This is a genomic window from Pseudomonas sp. (assembly GCF_050739775.1).
In the GTDB taxonomy this organism is placed as follows: domain Bacteria; phylum Pseudomonadota; class Gammaproteobacteria; order Pseudomonadales; family Pseudomonadaceae; genus Aquipseudomonas.
The window spans coordinates 43780-58841 of record NZ_JBOICA010000034.1; the positions used below are offsets into that span (position 1 = coordinate 43780).

The window sequence follows — 15062 nt, forward strand, 5'->3', positions numbered from 1 at the left end:
AGAGCCGCATGGTTCCCGTAATTGCCCTGGTGGGCCGACCGAACGTCGGTAAATCCACCATGTTCAACCGCCTGACCAGGACCCGCGACGCTATCGTCGGCGACCTGTCCGGGCTGACCCGAGACCGCCAGTACGGTGAAGCGAGCTGGCAAGGCCGTTCGTACATCCTGGTCGACACCGGTGGTATTTCCGGTGACGAGCACGGCATGGACGAAAAAATGGCCGAGCAGTCGCTGCTGGCCATCGAAGAAGCCGATGTGGTGCTGTTCCTGGTTGACGCCCGTGCGGGCCTGACCGCCGCCGACCAGATGATTTCCGAGCACCTGCGCAAGCGCAACAAGCGTTCCTTCCTGGTCGCGAACAAGATCGACAACATCGATCCGCAGATCGCCATCGCCGAGTTCTCGCCGTTGGGCATGGGTAACGCCATTGGTGTGGCCGGCGCCCAGGGCCGTGGCGTCAACAACCTGCTGGAGGCCGTGCTCAGCGACTTCCCGCGGGACAATGTAGAAGAGATCGATACCGACGTCGCCGAAGGCGAAGAAGCGGTTCGCATTCCGGGTCCTAGCGAAAAAGACGGGATCAAGATCGCCATCATCGGCCGGCCAAACGTTGGTAAGTCGACGCTGGTCAACCGTATGCTGGGTGAAGACCGGGTCATCGTCTATGACCAGCCAGGTACCACCCGCGACAGTATCTACATTCCCTTCGAGCGTAACGAAGAGAAGTACACCCTGATCGACACGGCGGGCGTGCGCAAGCGCGGCAAGATCCACGAGGAAGTTGAAAAGTTCTCGGTGGTCAAGACCCTGCAGGCGATCAAGGACGCCAACGTGGTCATCTTCGTCATGGATGCCCGCGAAGGCGTGGTCGACCATGACCTGAACCTGCTGGGTTTTGCCCTGGAAGCCGGTCGCGCCATCGTCATCGCCCTGAACAAGTGGGATGGCATGCAGCCGGGTGAGCGTGACTATGTGAAGACCGAGCTGGAACGCCGGCTGTTCTTCGTCGACTTCGCTGACATCCACTTCATTTCGGCGTTGCACGGCACTGGCGTGGGCAACCTGTACCAGTCGGTGCAGAACTCCTTCAAGTCGGCGGTCACTCGCTGGCCGACCAGCCGCCTGACCCAGATCCTCGAAGACGCGATCAGCGATCACCAGCCGCCGATGGTCAACGGTCGCCGGATCAAGCTGCGCTACGCCCACCTGGGTGGCGCCAACCCACCGATCATCGTGATCCACGGTAACCAGGTCGAGAAGGTACCCAAGTCCTACTCGCGCTACCTGGAAAACACCTATCGCCGCGTGCTCAAGCTGGTCGGTACACCGATTCGCATCGAGTACAAGGGTGGCGAAAACCCGTACGAAGGCAACAAGAACGCCTTGACCGACCGCCAGGTCAACAAGAAGCGCCGCTTGATGTCGCACCACAAGAAAGCCGAGAAGAAGCGCAAGGACAAGCGCTAACTCTGCTGGCCTGTGAAACTGTAGGAGCCGGCCTTGCCGGCGATGGGCTATTGGCAAGGCTATGCCTTGCATCGCCGGCAACGCCGGCTCCTACATCACCTTTTTCCTGACCACTCAATCCGCTATGCTCGGTCTCTGACCGCCGGATTGTTCAGCAGGAAAGAGGGCTTCATGATCAGTAGCAAGTTGCCGAACGTCGGCACGACCATCTTTACCACCATGTCCCAGCTCGCCGTGCAAACCGGCGCCTTGAACCTGTCCCAGGGTTTTCCCGATTTCAATGGCCCACAGGCCCTGCTTGATGCGGTAGGCCGGCATGTCAGTGCCGGACACAACCAGTATTGCCCGATGACCGGTTTACCCGCGTTGCGCCAGCAAGTAGCGAGCAAAATCGCCCGTAGCTATGGCGTCAGTGTCGATGCTGATACTGAGATCACCATTACCCCAGGTGCCACCGAAGCGATCTTCTGTGCTATCCATGCGGTTATTCGTGGTGGTGATGAAGTCATTGTCTTCGACCCGTGCTACGACAGTTACGAGCCTTCGGTTGAACTGGCCGGTGGACGCTGCGTGCATGTCCAGCTCACCGACGGTCAATTTGCCATCGACTGGCAGAAGCTCACCGATGCTCTGAGCCCGCGTACGCGGATGATCATCCTCAACTCGCCGCACAACCCCAGTGGTGCGCTGTTCAGCCGTGATGATCTGGACAAGCTGGCACTGTTGATCGCCGATCGTGATATCTACCTGATCAGTGACGAGGTCTATGAACATCTGGTGTTCGACGGTGTGCAGCACGCCAGTGTGCTGGCGGTTGAAGCGCTGTACCAGCGTGCCTTTGTCATCAGCTCGTTCGGCAAGACCTATCACGTCACGGGCTGGAAGACCGGTTATGTGGTCGCGCCGCCGGCCCTGAGCAGCGAATTGCGCAAGGTCCATCAGTACGTCAACTTCTGTGGTGTGACCCCACTGCAATGGGCCCTGGCCGATTTCATGGCTGAGCACCCTGAACACGTCGAAGAGCTCCCGGCGTTCTACCAGGCCAAGCGCGACCTGTTCTGCGACCTGCTTGCACCTTCACGTTTCCAGTTCACCCGCAGCCCCGGTACCTATTTCCAGCTGGTCGACTATTCAGCCATTCGCCCGGACCTGAACGACGTCGAGATGTCCCTTTGGCTCACCCGTGAACACGGTGTAGCGACCATCCCGGTTTCGGTGTTCTACCAGCAACCCATTCCCGAGCAGCGCCTGGTGCGCCTGTGTTTTGCCAAACGCGAGGAGACGCTGCGTCAGGCAGCGGAGAAGTTATGCGCGATCTGAGTGCCCTGCCTAACCTGAAAGTCGCCCTGATACAGACAACGCTGGCCTGGCAGGACCGCCTGGCCAACTATGAGCATTTTGAAAGCTTGTTGGAGCAGGCCCGTGGCGCCGACCTGATAATCCTGCCGGAGATGTTCACCACCGGCTTCTCAATGGATTCGGAGAGCTTGGCCGAGCCGGAGAATGGCCCGACTTACAAGTGGCTCAAGAGCCAAGCGAAGAAGCTCGATGCTGTGGTCACTGGCAGTGTGATTATCCAGGCCGCCGATGGCAGTCACCGCAACCGCCTGCTGTGGGCGCGCCCGGACGGTGAGATCCTGTTCTATGACAAGCGCCACTTGTTCCGCATGGCCGGCGAGCACAAGCACTACACCCCCGGCGAGCGCCAGGTGCAGTTCGAGGTCAAGGGCTGGCGGGTGCGCACGCTGATTTGCTACGACCTGCGCTTCCCCGTGTGGAGTCGCGATGCCCAGGACACCGACCTGTTGCTATATACCGCCAACTGGCCTGCGGCGCGTCGTCAGCACTGGAACCGTTTGTTGCCTGCACGCGGTATCGAGAACCTGTGTTACGTGGCGGCGGTGAATCGGGTCGGCACTGACGGCAAGGGCTTTGCGTACTCCGGCGACAGCCAGGTGCTGGATTTTCAGGGTGAGAGCCTGCTCAGTGCGGGAGAGGCCGATGGTGTATTCACGGTGGTCTTGAGTGCGGCGGACCTGGCGGCCTACCGCACGCGCTTCCCGGCTAATCTGGATGCTGACACTTTCGATCTGCATTGACCGCAATCGCGGGCTTGCCCCGCGATAATCAGTACACATCCCTCCGATAGCGCCCAAGCTCGATCAGTCGTTCAACCTCGGTGGCCCCGAGCACCTCGTTCAATACCTCATCCACACCGCTGGCCATGCCTTGCAGGCTGCCACAGATGTAGATCGAGGCCCCCTCATCCAGCCAGCGACGTAGCTCAGCCGCTTGTTCACGCAAGCGATCCTGCACGTAGACCTTGTGCGCCTGATCGCGTGAGAACGCCAGGTCAACGCGTGCCAGTTCGCCGTTGCGCAGCCAGCCTTGCAGCTCTTGTGCACAGAGGAAGTCGTGAGCCTGGTTGCGCTCGCCGAACAGCAACCAGTTGCGCTGTTCGCCTGCTGTGATCCTGGCCTTGAGCAGACTGCGCAGCCCGGCAAGCCCGGTGCCGTTGCCGATCAGGATCATCGGGGTTGCTGGCGCTGGCAAATGGAAGCTGCTGTTGTTGCGCAAGCGCAGGCTGACATTGTTATCCACAGGCAGATATTCGGTCAGCCAGCCGGAGCCAAGCCCAAGGCTACCATCGGGGTGTCGCTCCTGGCGTACGATCAGCTCCAGCAGGCCATCGCTGGCAATCGAGGCTATCGAGTATTCTCGTGCAGCCAGGGGAATCAGCGCATCGACCAAGGCCTGGGCGTGCAGGCCAACCAGGTGTTCGCGGCTGTTGGGCAACTGACGGCTGGCCAGGGCCTGGAGCAGGCTCTCTTGCAGACCGTCGACCTGCACCTGTGATTCGCCATCAAGGCCCAGCCCGCGCAGGAACTGTTCAAGGTTCCGGGGATTGTTGCGCGGCAGGATCTCCACCAGATCACCCGCTTGCCACTGCGTCGGCTGCTGCGGCTTGAGCCCGAGCAGATAGACGGCTGAGCCCTGGCTGCCAGGGTTCAGCAATTGACGCTGAGCCAAGGTCCAGTTGGTGAATGCAGGCGCTTGCCAGGCGACCGGTGGCTTGCTGCCGGTCAACTGTGCCAGTTGCTGCTGCCAGTGTTGCAACGCTGCCGGGTCAGCGCTGTCGACTTCCACTGGGGTGAACGCGCTGGTGGCGCCGCGCTCGCCAAGCCAGGCCTGCAGGCGTCTGGCAAAGCCACAGAAATGTGGATATTGCCGGTCACCCAGAGCGAGCAGGGCGTAGTTCAGGTTGCCCAGGGCCCAGGGTTGGCCGAGCACTTTGCGTTCGAAGCCACGGGCACTGTCCGGAGCCTCGCCATCGCCAAAGGTACTGACCACGAACAGTGCGCGCTCAGCCTGGTTCAGATCGTTTTCGGTCAATTCGGCCAGTGGCCGTACCTGTACCGGCAAGCCGGCTGCCTGCAGTTGTCCGGCACTCTGCCAGGCCAGCTGTTCGGCGAAACCGCTCTGGCTGGCAAAGCCCACGAGCCAGCTGTTGCCCTGCGCGTTCGAGGGTGCCAGGGTGCTACGTGCTGCCCGCACCTGGCGCTTCTTGCGCCGGCGATCGAGGTAGAGCAGCCAACCGGTGATGAAGAACAGCGGCATGCTCAGACTGGCGATGGTTACCAGGATGCGCCCGGTCAGGCCAAAGTAGCTGCCCACGTGCAGGGCATAGACGCTGGCCAGCAGCTGCGCCTTGAACGACTTGTCGGCGTAGCGATCATGCTTCTTCACCTGGCCGTTGGCCGGATCGATGGTGAGGGTGTTGAGGGCACGTTCGTGCTCGGCGCCTTCGAGCAGGTAGAAGAGGGTCGCCGGTTGCCCACCGGCAGGCGGCAGCCGCAGGTTGTAGCTGGTCATGCGCGGGCCGGCGGCGGCTTGCAGGTTGGTCCAGATGGCGTCGTAGTCGACCACCAGCGGCTTGGCCTCCTTGTCCACAGCACCACCTGGGCGCCCGCGGCCTTCGTTACGTTTGTGTTGCTCGCCAGCGGCCGGGCCATCAGCCAGCAGTGTGTTCAGGCCTTCGCGGTACCACTCATAGGACCAGAACAGGCCGGTCAGGGCGAACAACAGATAGAACAGCAGGCACCAGGTGCCGGCTACCGCATGCAGGTCCCAGTTGAAAGCACGACCCTTCTTGGCCCAGTCCAGGGTTAGCCAGACACGCCAGTTCAGTGCCTGGCGCGGCCAGCGTAAGTACAGGCCGGAGAGGCAGAAGAAAATCAGCATCAGTGTGCAGGCGCCAGTGATCTGTCGACCGCTGTCGCCCATGGCCAGAAAGCGGTGCAATTGCAGCATCAGGTCAAAAAAGCCCTGACCGGCGACGTCGCCCTGCAGCTTGCCGGTGTAGGGATCGGCATAGCGCATCAGGCCCCGGCGTTCGCCGGGAGGAGGGGTGAAGAAGACTCGCGCCGCCTTGTCGCTTTGGGCCTGGACCCAGAGCATGGCAACCTTGTCACCCTGCTCGGCCTCGATCCGTTTTACCAGTTCGGGCATTGGCAACACACCCTCCTGGCGCACTTCGACTTCAAGCACGTCGGGGTTGAACAGCTGCAACAGTTCATCCTGGAACGACCAGATCGCCCCGGTAATGCCCATCAAGGCCAGCACCAGGCCGGCCGTGATGCCAAAGAACCAGTGCAACTGAAACAGCGATTTCTTCACCACATCGATCACCTTGTCTTACCGCAAATGCGAATGCGTCGTGCATTATGCCTTGATACACAAAAGCCCCGTTCACCGAAATGAGCGGGGCCTGCCAGTCAGCGCACTCAGAGGTGGAAGCTGGTGGTTGGTTTCCAGATAGCGAAATGTAATGTAAACAAATACGAGTAGCAATTGAGATGAATTGCTATTTACACGAATATTACAATCTTCACAGGCTATAACTAGCGATTTTCGTGCTGGGACATCGCTCCACCCGAAAGGGCTTGTAGTGAGTCAATGGGAATCAATATCATTGGCACTCTTTCTGTTCTCAGGTACCTGCGCCATGCTGCTACACATCTCCGGATTGTTCTCCTCAGAGGAAGTCATGCGTATCCGTGAGGCACTGGAGCAGACTGATTGGGCCGATGGCAAGATCACCGCCGGCTACCAGTCGGCCAAGGCCAAGCACAACCTGCAACTGCCCGAAGGCCATCCGTTGACCAAGGAGATCGGCACAGCGCTGATCGAGCGGCTGTGGCAGCACCCGCAGTTCATGTCGGCGGCGCTGCCGCACAAGGTCTTTCCACCTCTGATCAACTGCTATCGCGAAGGTGGCAATTTCGGCTTTCACATTGATAACGCCCTGCGCCAGCCTCGTGGCAGCCATGAGCGGGTGCGTACCGATCTGTCCTCGACCCTGTTCCTGAGCAACCCCGAGGACTACGACGGCGGTGAGCTGGTGATTCAGGACACCTACGGCGTGCAACAGGTGAAGCTGGCGGCAGGGGACCTGGTGCTCTACCCGGGCACTAGCCTGCACAAGGTCAACCCGGTTACCCGCGGCGCACGTTATGCAGCGTTCTTCTGGACCCAGAGCCTGGTGCGCGAAGATAGCCAGCGCGCTTTGCTGTTCGAGATGGACAACGCCATCCAGCAACTGACCGCAGACATGCCCGAGCACCCGGCGCTGATCCAGCTGACCGGTACCTATCACAATCTGCTGCGCCGTTGGGTCGAGGTCTGAGCCATGGCCTTCGCGTTGCGCAATCGGCAGGAAGTAGACAGCGAACAGTTTGCCCAGATGCTTGAACACAGTCCGGCCAAGGCTGCTCAGGCTCGAAGTGGGACGCTGAATGCAGTGCGGGGCCATTGTGCTCCTTGAGCAACAGACTGGCCCCGCAATGGGCTGCTCAGCAGCCCGATACAGCACTTACAGGTAGTAGGCTTTCAGCGGCGGGAAGCCGTTGAATTCCACCGCGCTGTAGCTGGTGGTGTAAGCGCCGGTCGACAGCCAGTACAGGCGGTCACCGATGGCCAGGTTCAGCGGCAGGCCGTACTTGTAGTGCTCGTACATGATGTCGGCGCTGTCGCAGGTCGGGCCTGCAATCACCACTTCTTCCATCTCGCCTTTCTTCTCGGTCCAGATCGGGAATTTGATCGACTCGTCCATGGTTTCGATCAGACCGGAGAACTTGCCGACGTCGGTGTAGACCCACCGCTCGACAGCAGTACGCGACTTGCGCGCCACCAGCACCACTTCACTGACCAGGATGCCGGCGTTGGCGATCAGCGAGCGGCCGGGTTCGAGGATGATTTCCGGCAGGTCGTCACCGAAGTCTTCCTTGAGGAAACGGATGATTTCTTCGGCGTAGGTTTCCAGGCTGTTGGTGCGGGTGATGTAGTTGGCCGGGAAGCCGCCACCCATGTTGATCAGCTTGAGCTCGATGCCGTCTTCTTCTTTCAGGCGCTCGAAGATCACTTTGACCTTGGCGATCGCTGCGTCCCAGACACTGATGTCACGCTGTTGCGAACCGACGTGGAAGGATACGCCGTAGGGCACCAGGCCCAGGTCGCGGGCGAGGATCAGCAGGTCCATGGCCATGTCGGTCTGGCAGCCGAACTTGCGCGACAGCGGCCAGTCAGCGGTGGTCGAGCCTTCGGTGAGGATTCGTACGTAAACCTTCGAGCCCGGAGCGGCCTTGGCAATGTTGCGCAGGTCGGCTTCGGAGTCGGTGGCATACAGACGCACGCCCTTCTCATAGAAGTAGCGGATGTCCTTGGATTTCTTGATGGTGTTGCCATAGCTGATGCGATCGGCGCTGACGCCACGGCTCATCACCTTGTCCAGCTCATAGATCGAGGCGATATCGAAGCTCGAGCCTTTTTCCTTGAGCAGGTCGATGATTTCCACGGCCGGGTTGGCCTTGACCGCGTAGTAGACCTTGGCGAATTCGAAACCGGCGCGCAGGTCATCGTAGGCCTGGCTGATCATCTGGGTATCGATGAGTACGAACGGGGTTTCTTGCTTGTCGGCGAAGGCCTTCATTTTCTGAAAGGTATCGCGCGCGAAGTAGTCTTCGACCTGAATCGACATGCTTAGGGACTCCATGGGCAAACTGAATGAAAAAGTGGCTGCAACTGAACGCCCTCCGTATCCCCACTTTGGTTCGCCTACTTCCCAAGGCATGTCGCCGAAAGCAAAAAGGTCAACCGTGCGTGATCAAAGCGAGCTACGGGTGACCTTGCTGTCTCGTCGTCAGTACTTGAGCCGGATGGATCGTTTCCAGCATGGACGTTCGGCGCGAACTTTAGGACTTGGGGGGCTCAAGATCAACAAAAAATGTCGCGATTTCGCACACGTCTGTCGCCCCGTCTTGCACAGCCACTTTTTAACCGACCCAGGTAAACAGTAGATGTTCAATTTGATGACAAAAGCGTTAAAAATACCGAAATGCCCAGGGATCTTTCAGCTATTCGACTAGTTTGGCCGCGCGCTGTTTGATCGGCGAAGTTAGCGACGAAAGCGCCTGATAATACGCAATTGTCCTCCTGTAGAAGGCGCTGGAGTTTCAGGGGAAAGCGTCACTGCCGTTCAATTTTTTTTTCGCATTCAGGGGCCTTGGTGGGCGCTGTCAGCCATGCACTTTTTTTACCCGGATCACGCTTCGTCGCCTGTCGTGATCTTCGATTGCCGCACTTAATAAGAAACATTACTATTCGCGTCATTCCTCACCGCTTGGCGAAGATCCCCGCATCGTGTCGCGACACAAAGGCTTTCTCGACCACTACCAAGAGCTGATCGGCACCTGGACGCGCAAGTTGCGCAATCGCCAGCAGGCCGAGGATCTGGCGCATGATGCTTTTGTTCGGGTTCTGGAAAATGACCAGGCCGGGGTCGAGCAGCCGCGCGCTTACCTGCACCAGACAGCGCGCAATATTGCGGTGGATGGTTACCGCCGCGAAGACCGCCGCCAGGCAGTCGAGCAGGACGTCTTTGATCCGGTAAGCGACACCAGTGACGACCCGGAGGCTTACATGCATGCCATCGAGCTGGCTGACAGTGTCGAGCGCGCCTTGGCGCAGTTGCCGCTCAACTGTCGGCGGGTGTTCATCTGGCAGAAGCTCGAGGGACTGACCCAGGCGGAAATCGCCGAACGGATGGGCTTGACCAAGAACATGGTCGAAAAGTATATGATCCGCACGCTCCGGCATCTGCGTGAGCACCTGGATGTGTCGACGAGATGAGTCAGGCGAATGTTTTCATGAATCAGCACGCGTGCCTTTGTGGCAACGAGACCGTGCGCGAGCAGGCGGCCCAGTGGTTTGCCTGCACCCGTGACGGGGCGTTGGCCGCAAACCTGCAGGCGCAGTTCGAAGCCTGGCTGGCGCAGCACGCACAGCATCAGTACGAGTACGAGCTGCTCGACCAGCTCTGGGGCGCAGCCGATGCGTTGCCGCGTGGGCGTCTTGAGGCCTTGTGCCAGGCAGATCCAGTACGCCAGTTGCCGCGTCGGCGCTTCATCCGGCAGGCGCTGGCCGCTGGTGTTGCGGCCGCGGCAGTGGGGCTCGGCTGGTTCGGCTGGCAACAGCATCAGCTCAACTATCAGGACCAGTTGCAGACGGACCTGGGGGAACGACGTCAACTCGAGCTACCGGACGGTTCGCAGTTGGAGCTCAATGGCCGTACACAGGTAAAAGTCGATTTCAGCGCCGGGCAACGGCGAATCGAATTGTCGGCGGGGGAGGTCATGTTCAGTGTCGCCCATGACACGGCACGACCTTTTGTCGTGAGTACCGACAACGGTACGGTCACGGTCACCGGCACCCGTTTTGACGTGCGCCTGGATCCGGCCCGGACCCGGGTGGTGGTGGAGCAAGGCTCGGTCAGGGTTCAAGGCAGTGGCGACAGCCAAGCGTTACTCAGTGCTGGGCTTGGCTCGCAGATCGATGCCCAGGGCAAAGTCGCCACGCCTTATGTGGTGGACGCCGCGGCGCTGACTGCCTGGCGCAAGGGCAAGCTGGTGTTCAATGATGCGCCGTTGAGCGAAGTGGTCGAGGAAGTCTCGCGTTATCGTGCCCAACCTTTGCGTGTGGCGGCGGGCAACGTCGCGGCGTTACGCCTGAGCAGCACCTTTAGCAGCGATGATACCGATGCCTTGTTGCGGGCCCTGCCGAGCATTCTGCCGGTGGCCATCAAGACTCATGCCGATGGCTCCAGCGAAATAATTTCAAAATAAATTCAGGTTTTTTTTCAGTTGTTCGTCTTCCTGGCCAACTGCAACTGCCAAGCATTTCCATTTGCATGCAGATGGCACTTTTATCCGGCCCTCAGGATTCCTCGACGACGTGAACAACAACAAGTTTTCCCAGCGTTCTGCCACCCGCTCCCGTTTACTGCCACTGGCGCTGGCCATTGCTGTCAGTGGTGGTATCGCCAGCAGCTATGCCGATCAGGCTGCGACCACTGTTCAGATCCAGGCCCAACCGCTGGCTTCGGCTTTGAGCCAACTGGGACAGCAGACTTCGCTGCAACTGTTCTTCAGTCCGGAACTGGTGGCTGGCAAGCAGGCTCCGGCAGTGTCCGGCAGCCTGGCGCCGGAACAGGCCCTGCAGACACTGCTGCAAGGTAGCGGGCTGACCTACGAGATTTCCCAGGGCACCGTGGTGATCAAGCCCGCGCAGAGTGCTGGCAGCCTGACCACTGGCAGCCTTGAACTAGCACCGACCGACGTCAAGGTCGTCGGTGACTGGCTCGGCAACGCTGAAGAAACCGTGGTCCAGAACCATCCTGGCGCCCGCACCGTGGTACGTCGCGAGGCGATGATCGAGCAGGGCGCGATGAACGTGCGAGATGTGCTGCGTGGCATTCCGGGTGTGCAGGTGCAGGATTCCAACGGTACCGGCGGCAGTGATATCGCCCTGAACGTTGGTGTACGCGGTTTGACTTCGCGCTTGTCGCCGCGCTCCACTGTGCTGATTGATGGCATCCCGGCGGCCTTCGCGCCTTATGGTCAGCCGCAGTTGTCGATGGCGCCGATCTCCTCAGGCAACCTTGACAGTATCGATGTGGTCCGCGGTGCTGGCTCGGTGCGTTATGGCCCGCAGAACGTCGGTGGGGTGATCAACTTCGTGACCCGGGCGATTCCCGAAAAGACCACCGGCGAGCTGTCCACCACCCTGGAAACCTCCCGCCATGGTGGCTGGAAGCATATCGAGTCGGCCTTTCTCGGCGGTACTGCCGACAACGGTCTGGGCGCGGCGCTGCTGTATTCCGGGGTCAATGGTAACGGCTATCGCAGCAGCAACAACGGCAACGACATCGATGACGTGTTGCTCAAGACTCACTGGGCGGTCACTGACCGCGACGAGTTCTGGTTGAACTTCCATTACTACGATGGCAAGGCCGATATGCCCGGAGGCCTGACCCAGGCGCAGTTTGACGATGACCCGTACCAGTCCGACCGTGACTATGACAACTTCAGTGGTCGGCGCAAGGATGTGTCATTCAAGTACCTGCGTCAGATCGACGACGTCACTCAGTTCGAAGTGCAGACCTATTACACCGACAGTTTCCGTGGCAGCACTATTGCCGCCCGCGACCAGAAGACCTTGTCTTCGTTCCCGCGTAGTTACCATGTCTTTGCTATTGAGCCACGCCTGTCGAGGATCTTCTTCGCAGGTCCGACCACTCAGGAAGTCAGCATCGGTTATCGCTATCTCAAGGAAGCGATGCATGAGCAGTCGACTCGCCTGGCACTGATCAACAACGTACCGACCCAGACGCCGACCTCTGACGGCCACGTGTTCCAGGACCGTACCGGTGGCACCGAAGCCAGTGCCTACTACATTGACGATAAAATCGACGTCGGCAACTGGACCGTCACCCCGGGCATCCGCTTCGAGCACATCAACACCGACTGGCGTGATCGTCCGGTGATCGGTACCAACGGCAGGCCGGTGCAGGAGAAAAACCGCAGCGTGACCAGCAACGAGCCGTTGCCAGCGCTGAGCGTGATGTATCACCTGTCCGATGAGTGGAAGCTGTTCGCCAACTACGAAACCTCGTTCGGCAGCCTGCAGTACTTCCAGCTGGGCCAGGGCGGCAGCGGTGACCAGACCGCCAATGGCCTGGAAGCGGAAAAAGCCAAGACGTACGAGATCGGTACCCGCTACAACAATGGCACCTGGGGTGGTGAGCTGACGGCGTTCTACATCGACTTTGATGACGAGCTGCAGTACATCAGTAACGACATCGGCTGGACCAACCTCGGTGCTACCAAGCACCAGGGTATCGAGGCGTCGATGCACTACGACCTGTCGGGCCTCGATCCACGCCTGCAGGGCCTGAGCGCCAATGCCGGGTTCACCTACACCCGCGCGACCTATGAAGGCGAGATTCCTGGCTTCAAGGGCCGCGACCTGCCGTTTTATTCGCGGCAGATCGTCAACGCCGGGCTGCGTTACCAGATCAATCGCTGGACCTGGAACCTGGATGCCTACGCCCAATCGAAACAGCGTGCACCGGGTACCGGGATGAATGCCGACGGCAGTTTCAACGGCGACTACATCACCGAGCCGAGTGCCGATGGTCAGTTCGGCGACATTCCTGGCTACGTTACCTGGGCGGCGCGTGGTGGCTACGACTTCGGCCAGGAGCTATCGAACCTGAAGCTGGCGGCGGGGGTGAAGAACATCTTCGACAAGCAGTACTACACCCGCTCCAGCGACAACAACGCGGGGATCTACCTGGGTGAGCCGCGTACGTTTTATGTGCAGGCCAGTGTAGGGTTCTGATCCCTCGGTGGGAGCGGGCTTGCACCCGCGATTGCGGCCTGTCAGTCACATCGCATCGCGGGGTAAGCCCGCTCCCACCGGTCAGGCCAAGTGTAAGGAGGCGCCGGATTTGGCAGCGCCTAGTGTCATGAGCGGTTAATTCGACTACTCACAAGAATGCCAATATAATGATGGCCCAACTCCATGGATTGATTATGTAAATGCCCCGTCCCGCTGCCCCCTTTGCTTTAACGCCCGCCGATCTTGTTACCCTGCAAAGCTGGCTACGGATGGGAACGTTGACGCAAAACCTCGCGCAACGCGCCAGAATTCTGCTCCTCCTGAGCGAGGGGCTCACACCAAAAGCGATCGCTGAGCGGATGCAGTTATCGGCATCCGTGATCTTTAAATGGCGCAAGCGCTATCAGGAGGCAGGGCTTGAGGGGTTACATGATTTGCCGCGTAGCGGCCAGCCGCGCAAGCTCAGTGCTGCAAAATTCAACGACATCCTGACGTTAACGACTCAGCGTGTCCCGCATGAGGCAACACACTGGAGTGTTCGCCTGATGGCCAAGTACGCGCAGGTCACCGCCTGGCAGGTTCGACAGGTCTGGGCCGCCTCCGACCTCAAGCCGCACCGGCTGAAAACGTTCAAGATCAGTAACGATCCTCTCTTTGCCGACAAGGTGGTCGATGTGGTCGGGCTCTACCTGAACCCGCCGGATAACGCGCTGGTGCTGTCGGTTGACGAGAAAACCCAGATCCAGGCACTGGATCGCACACAGCCAATGTTGCCGCTACGTCCGGGCCAGATCGAGCGTCGAACCCATGATTACAAACGCCACGGGACGGCGAGTCTGTACGCGGCTTTTGACATTTTGACGGGCAAGGTGATCGGGCGGATTACCCAGCGTCATCGGGCCAAGGAGTTTTTGGCTTTCCTGCAACAGATCGACCGCAGCACACCGACCGAACTGGATCTGCATGTGATCCTGGACAACAGCTCGACTCACAAGACTCCCGCGATCAAGCAGTGGTTGGAGAAGCATCCGCGCTTCAAGCTGCACTTCACGCCGACCAGCGCCTCCTGGCTGAACGCAGTGGAAGGCTGGTTCGCGCAACTGGAACGGCGAGCCCTGTACCGGGGTGTTTTTACCAGCGTCGCGGATCTGAAGACCGGTATCCGTCAATTCATCGAGGCCCACAATGAGCACTCTGCGAAACCGTTCAAGTGGAACAAAACCGCTGAGACGATCATCAGCTCGGTGCATAAAGTAAAGCTGGGTGCGATTAAAAATAGATTGTTGAATTAGCCGCACGGGACACTAGAGGTGTCTTAAAGAGGCTTGAGCCGTGTGCTGGGAAACTCGCATGCACGGTTCTTAGGGGGTTGGACGCGGGTAACCGCGTCTGACTACCCGACAACCAGATACGACCGTCGGCACTGGGACGCTCGAACTGGTTGTTTGCCGGATCGCTGCGCAGCGGCAAACGAGCAGCAGCCATCATGAGCCTGATCCAGTTTGCGCGCATGAACGGGCATGACTCGTACGCTTAGACATGACTTAGTTGCTTATCGAGCGTCCTTGTCCGTTTTTTCGCGATTCTCCGACAACGGTCCAAAACACCGAGAACATTGGATTCTAACACGCTCTCCTGCTACCCGGCGAAATATCCAACCCAGACCAAGCGGGTATGCGAGCGAGACGCTGATCGGGCAAACCCACTCGCCACACAATGGACAGTACACACTAGGGAAACTCTGAAGAAGACTTCCAGATTTGGCAGAATGCTTAACCTCAAACGCCGAGACACCTGATGAAGCAGATGACCTTCGCCGACGCCGAGTACGCCGGCAAGCGCAAGCAGACCCGCAAG

10 protein-coding genes are annotated in these 15062 nt (G+C 59.5%); 8 read left to right on the top strand and 2 right to left on the bottom strand.

Features of this window, described 5'->3' with window-relative positions; genetic code table 11:
* Positions 1-8: 8 nt before the first annotated feature.
* The 3 genes from der (at position 9) to ACRESH_RS18185 (ending at position 3568) form a co-directional block, all read left to right on the top strand.
* Positions 9-1469 (top strand): ribosome biogenesis GTPase Der, encoded by a 1461-nt coding sequence (der, locus tag ACRESH_RS18175; protein ID WP_038614501.1) that lies wholly within the window; start codon positions 9-11, stop codon positions 1467-1469.
* A gap of 171 nt (positions 1470-1640) precedes the next feature.
* Positions 1641-2789 carry a pyridoxal phosphate-dependent aminotransferase gene (locus ACRESH_RS18180; protein ID WP_431743275.1) on the top strand — a complete coding sequence of 383 codons (1149 nt, stop codon included), beginning with the start codon at positions 1641-1643 and terminating at the stop codon, positions 2787-2789.
* Positions 2777-3568, top strand: coding sequence for an amidohydrolase (locus tag ACRESH_RS18185; RefSeq protein ID WP_431743276.1), 792 nt, complete (start codon positions 2777-2779; stop codon positions 3566-3568). Before ACRESH_RS18180 ends, ACRESH_RS18185 begins: the two co-directional genes overlap by 13 nt.
* Positions 3569-3596: 28 nt before the next feature.
* On the opposite strand, the gene ACRESH_RS18190 is transcribed toward ACRESH_RS18185, so the two are convergent.
* A complete protein-coding gene (locus ACRESH_RS18190) occupies positions 3597-6149 on the bottom strand; it encodes a PepSY domain-containing protein (protein ID WP_431743277.1) in 2553 nt (850 codons plus the stop codon).
* A 325-nt stretch (positions 6150-6474) separates the two neighbouring features.
* On the opposite strand from ACRESH_RS18190, the gene ACRESH_RS18195 reads away from it, so the two are divergent.
* On the top strand, positions 6475-7155 hold the full coding sequence (locus ACRESH_RS18195) for a Fe2+-dependent dioxygenase (RefSeq protein ID WP_431743278.1): 681 nt from the start codon (positions 6475-6477) through the stop codon (positions 7153-7155).
* 186 nt (positions 7156-7341) lie between these two features.
* Here the strand turns inward: ACRESH_RS18195 and ACRESH_RS18200 are convergent, their stop codons facing one another.
* Positions 7342-8505 (bottom strand): type III PLP-dependent enzyme, encoded by a 1164-nt coding sequence (locus tag ACRESH_RS18200; RefSeq protein WP_197875780.1) that lies wholly within the window; start codon positions 8503-8505, stop codon positions 7342-7344.
* A gap of 662 nt (positions 8506-9167) precedes the next feature.
* Here ACRESH_RS18200 and ACRESH_RS18205 point away from each other — a divergent pair.
* The 4 genes from ACRESH_RS18205 (at position 9168) to ACRESH_RS18220 (ending at position 14497) form a co-directional block, all read left to right on the top strand.
* Complete coding sequence (locus tag ACRESH_RS18205) at positions 9168-9656, top strand: RNA polymerase sigma factor (RefSeq protein WP_431743279.1); 489 nt, start codon at positions 9168-9170, stop codon at positions 9654-9656.
* A gap of 17 nt (positions 9657-9673) precedes the next feature.
* Positions 9674-10648, top strand: coding sequence for a FecR family protein (locus ACRESH_RS18210; protein WP_431743280.1), 975 nt, complete (start codon positions 9674-9676; stop codon positions 10646-10648).
* A gap of 109 nt (positions 10649-10757) precedes the next feature.
* A complete protein-coding gene (locus ACRESH_RS18215; protein ID WP_431743281.1) occupies positions 10758-13205 on the top strand; it encodes a TonB-dependent siderophore receptor in 2448 nt (815 codons plus the stop codon).
* 200 nt (positions 13206-13405) lie between these two features.
* Positions 13406-14497 carry an IS630 family transposase gene (locus ACRESH_RS18220; RefSeq protein ID WP_431743282.1) on the top strand — a complete coding sequence of 364 codons (1092 nt, stop codon included), beginning with the start codon at positions 13406-13408 and terminating at the stop codon, positions 14495-14497.
* The last annotated feature ends 565 nt before the right edge of the window (positions 14498-15062 follow it).

Coding starts and splice junctions, on each gene's coding strand:
- der (WP_038614501.1), top strand. CDS start 9: ATGGTTCCCGTAATTGCCCTGGTGGGCCGACCGAACGTCGGTAAATCC.
- ACRESH_RS18180 (WP_431743275.1), top strand. CDS start 1,641: ATGATCAGTAGCAAGTTGCCGAACGTCGGCACGACCATCTTTACCACC.
- ACRESH_RS18185 (WP_431743276.1), top strand. CDS start 2,777: ATGCGCGATCTGAGTGCCCTGCCTAACCTGAAAGTCGCCCTGATACAG.
- ACRESH_RS18195 (WP_431743278.1), top strand. CDS start 6,475: ATGCTGCTACACATCTCCGGATTGTTCTCCTCAGAGGAAGTCATGCGT.
- ACRESH_RS18200 (WP_197875780.1), bottom strand. CDS start 8,505: ATGTCGATTCAGGTCGAAGACTACTTCGCGCGCGATACCTTTCAGAAA.
- ACRESH_RS18210 (WP_431743280.1), top strand. CDS start 9,674: ATGAATCAGCACGCGTGCCTTTGTGGCAACGAGACCGTGCGCGAGCAG.
- ACRESH_RS18220 (WP_431743282.1), top strand. CDS start 13,406: ATGCCCCGTCCCGCTGCCCCCTTTGCTTTAACGCCCGCCGATCTTGTT.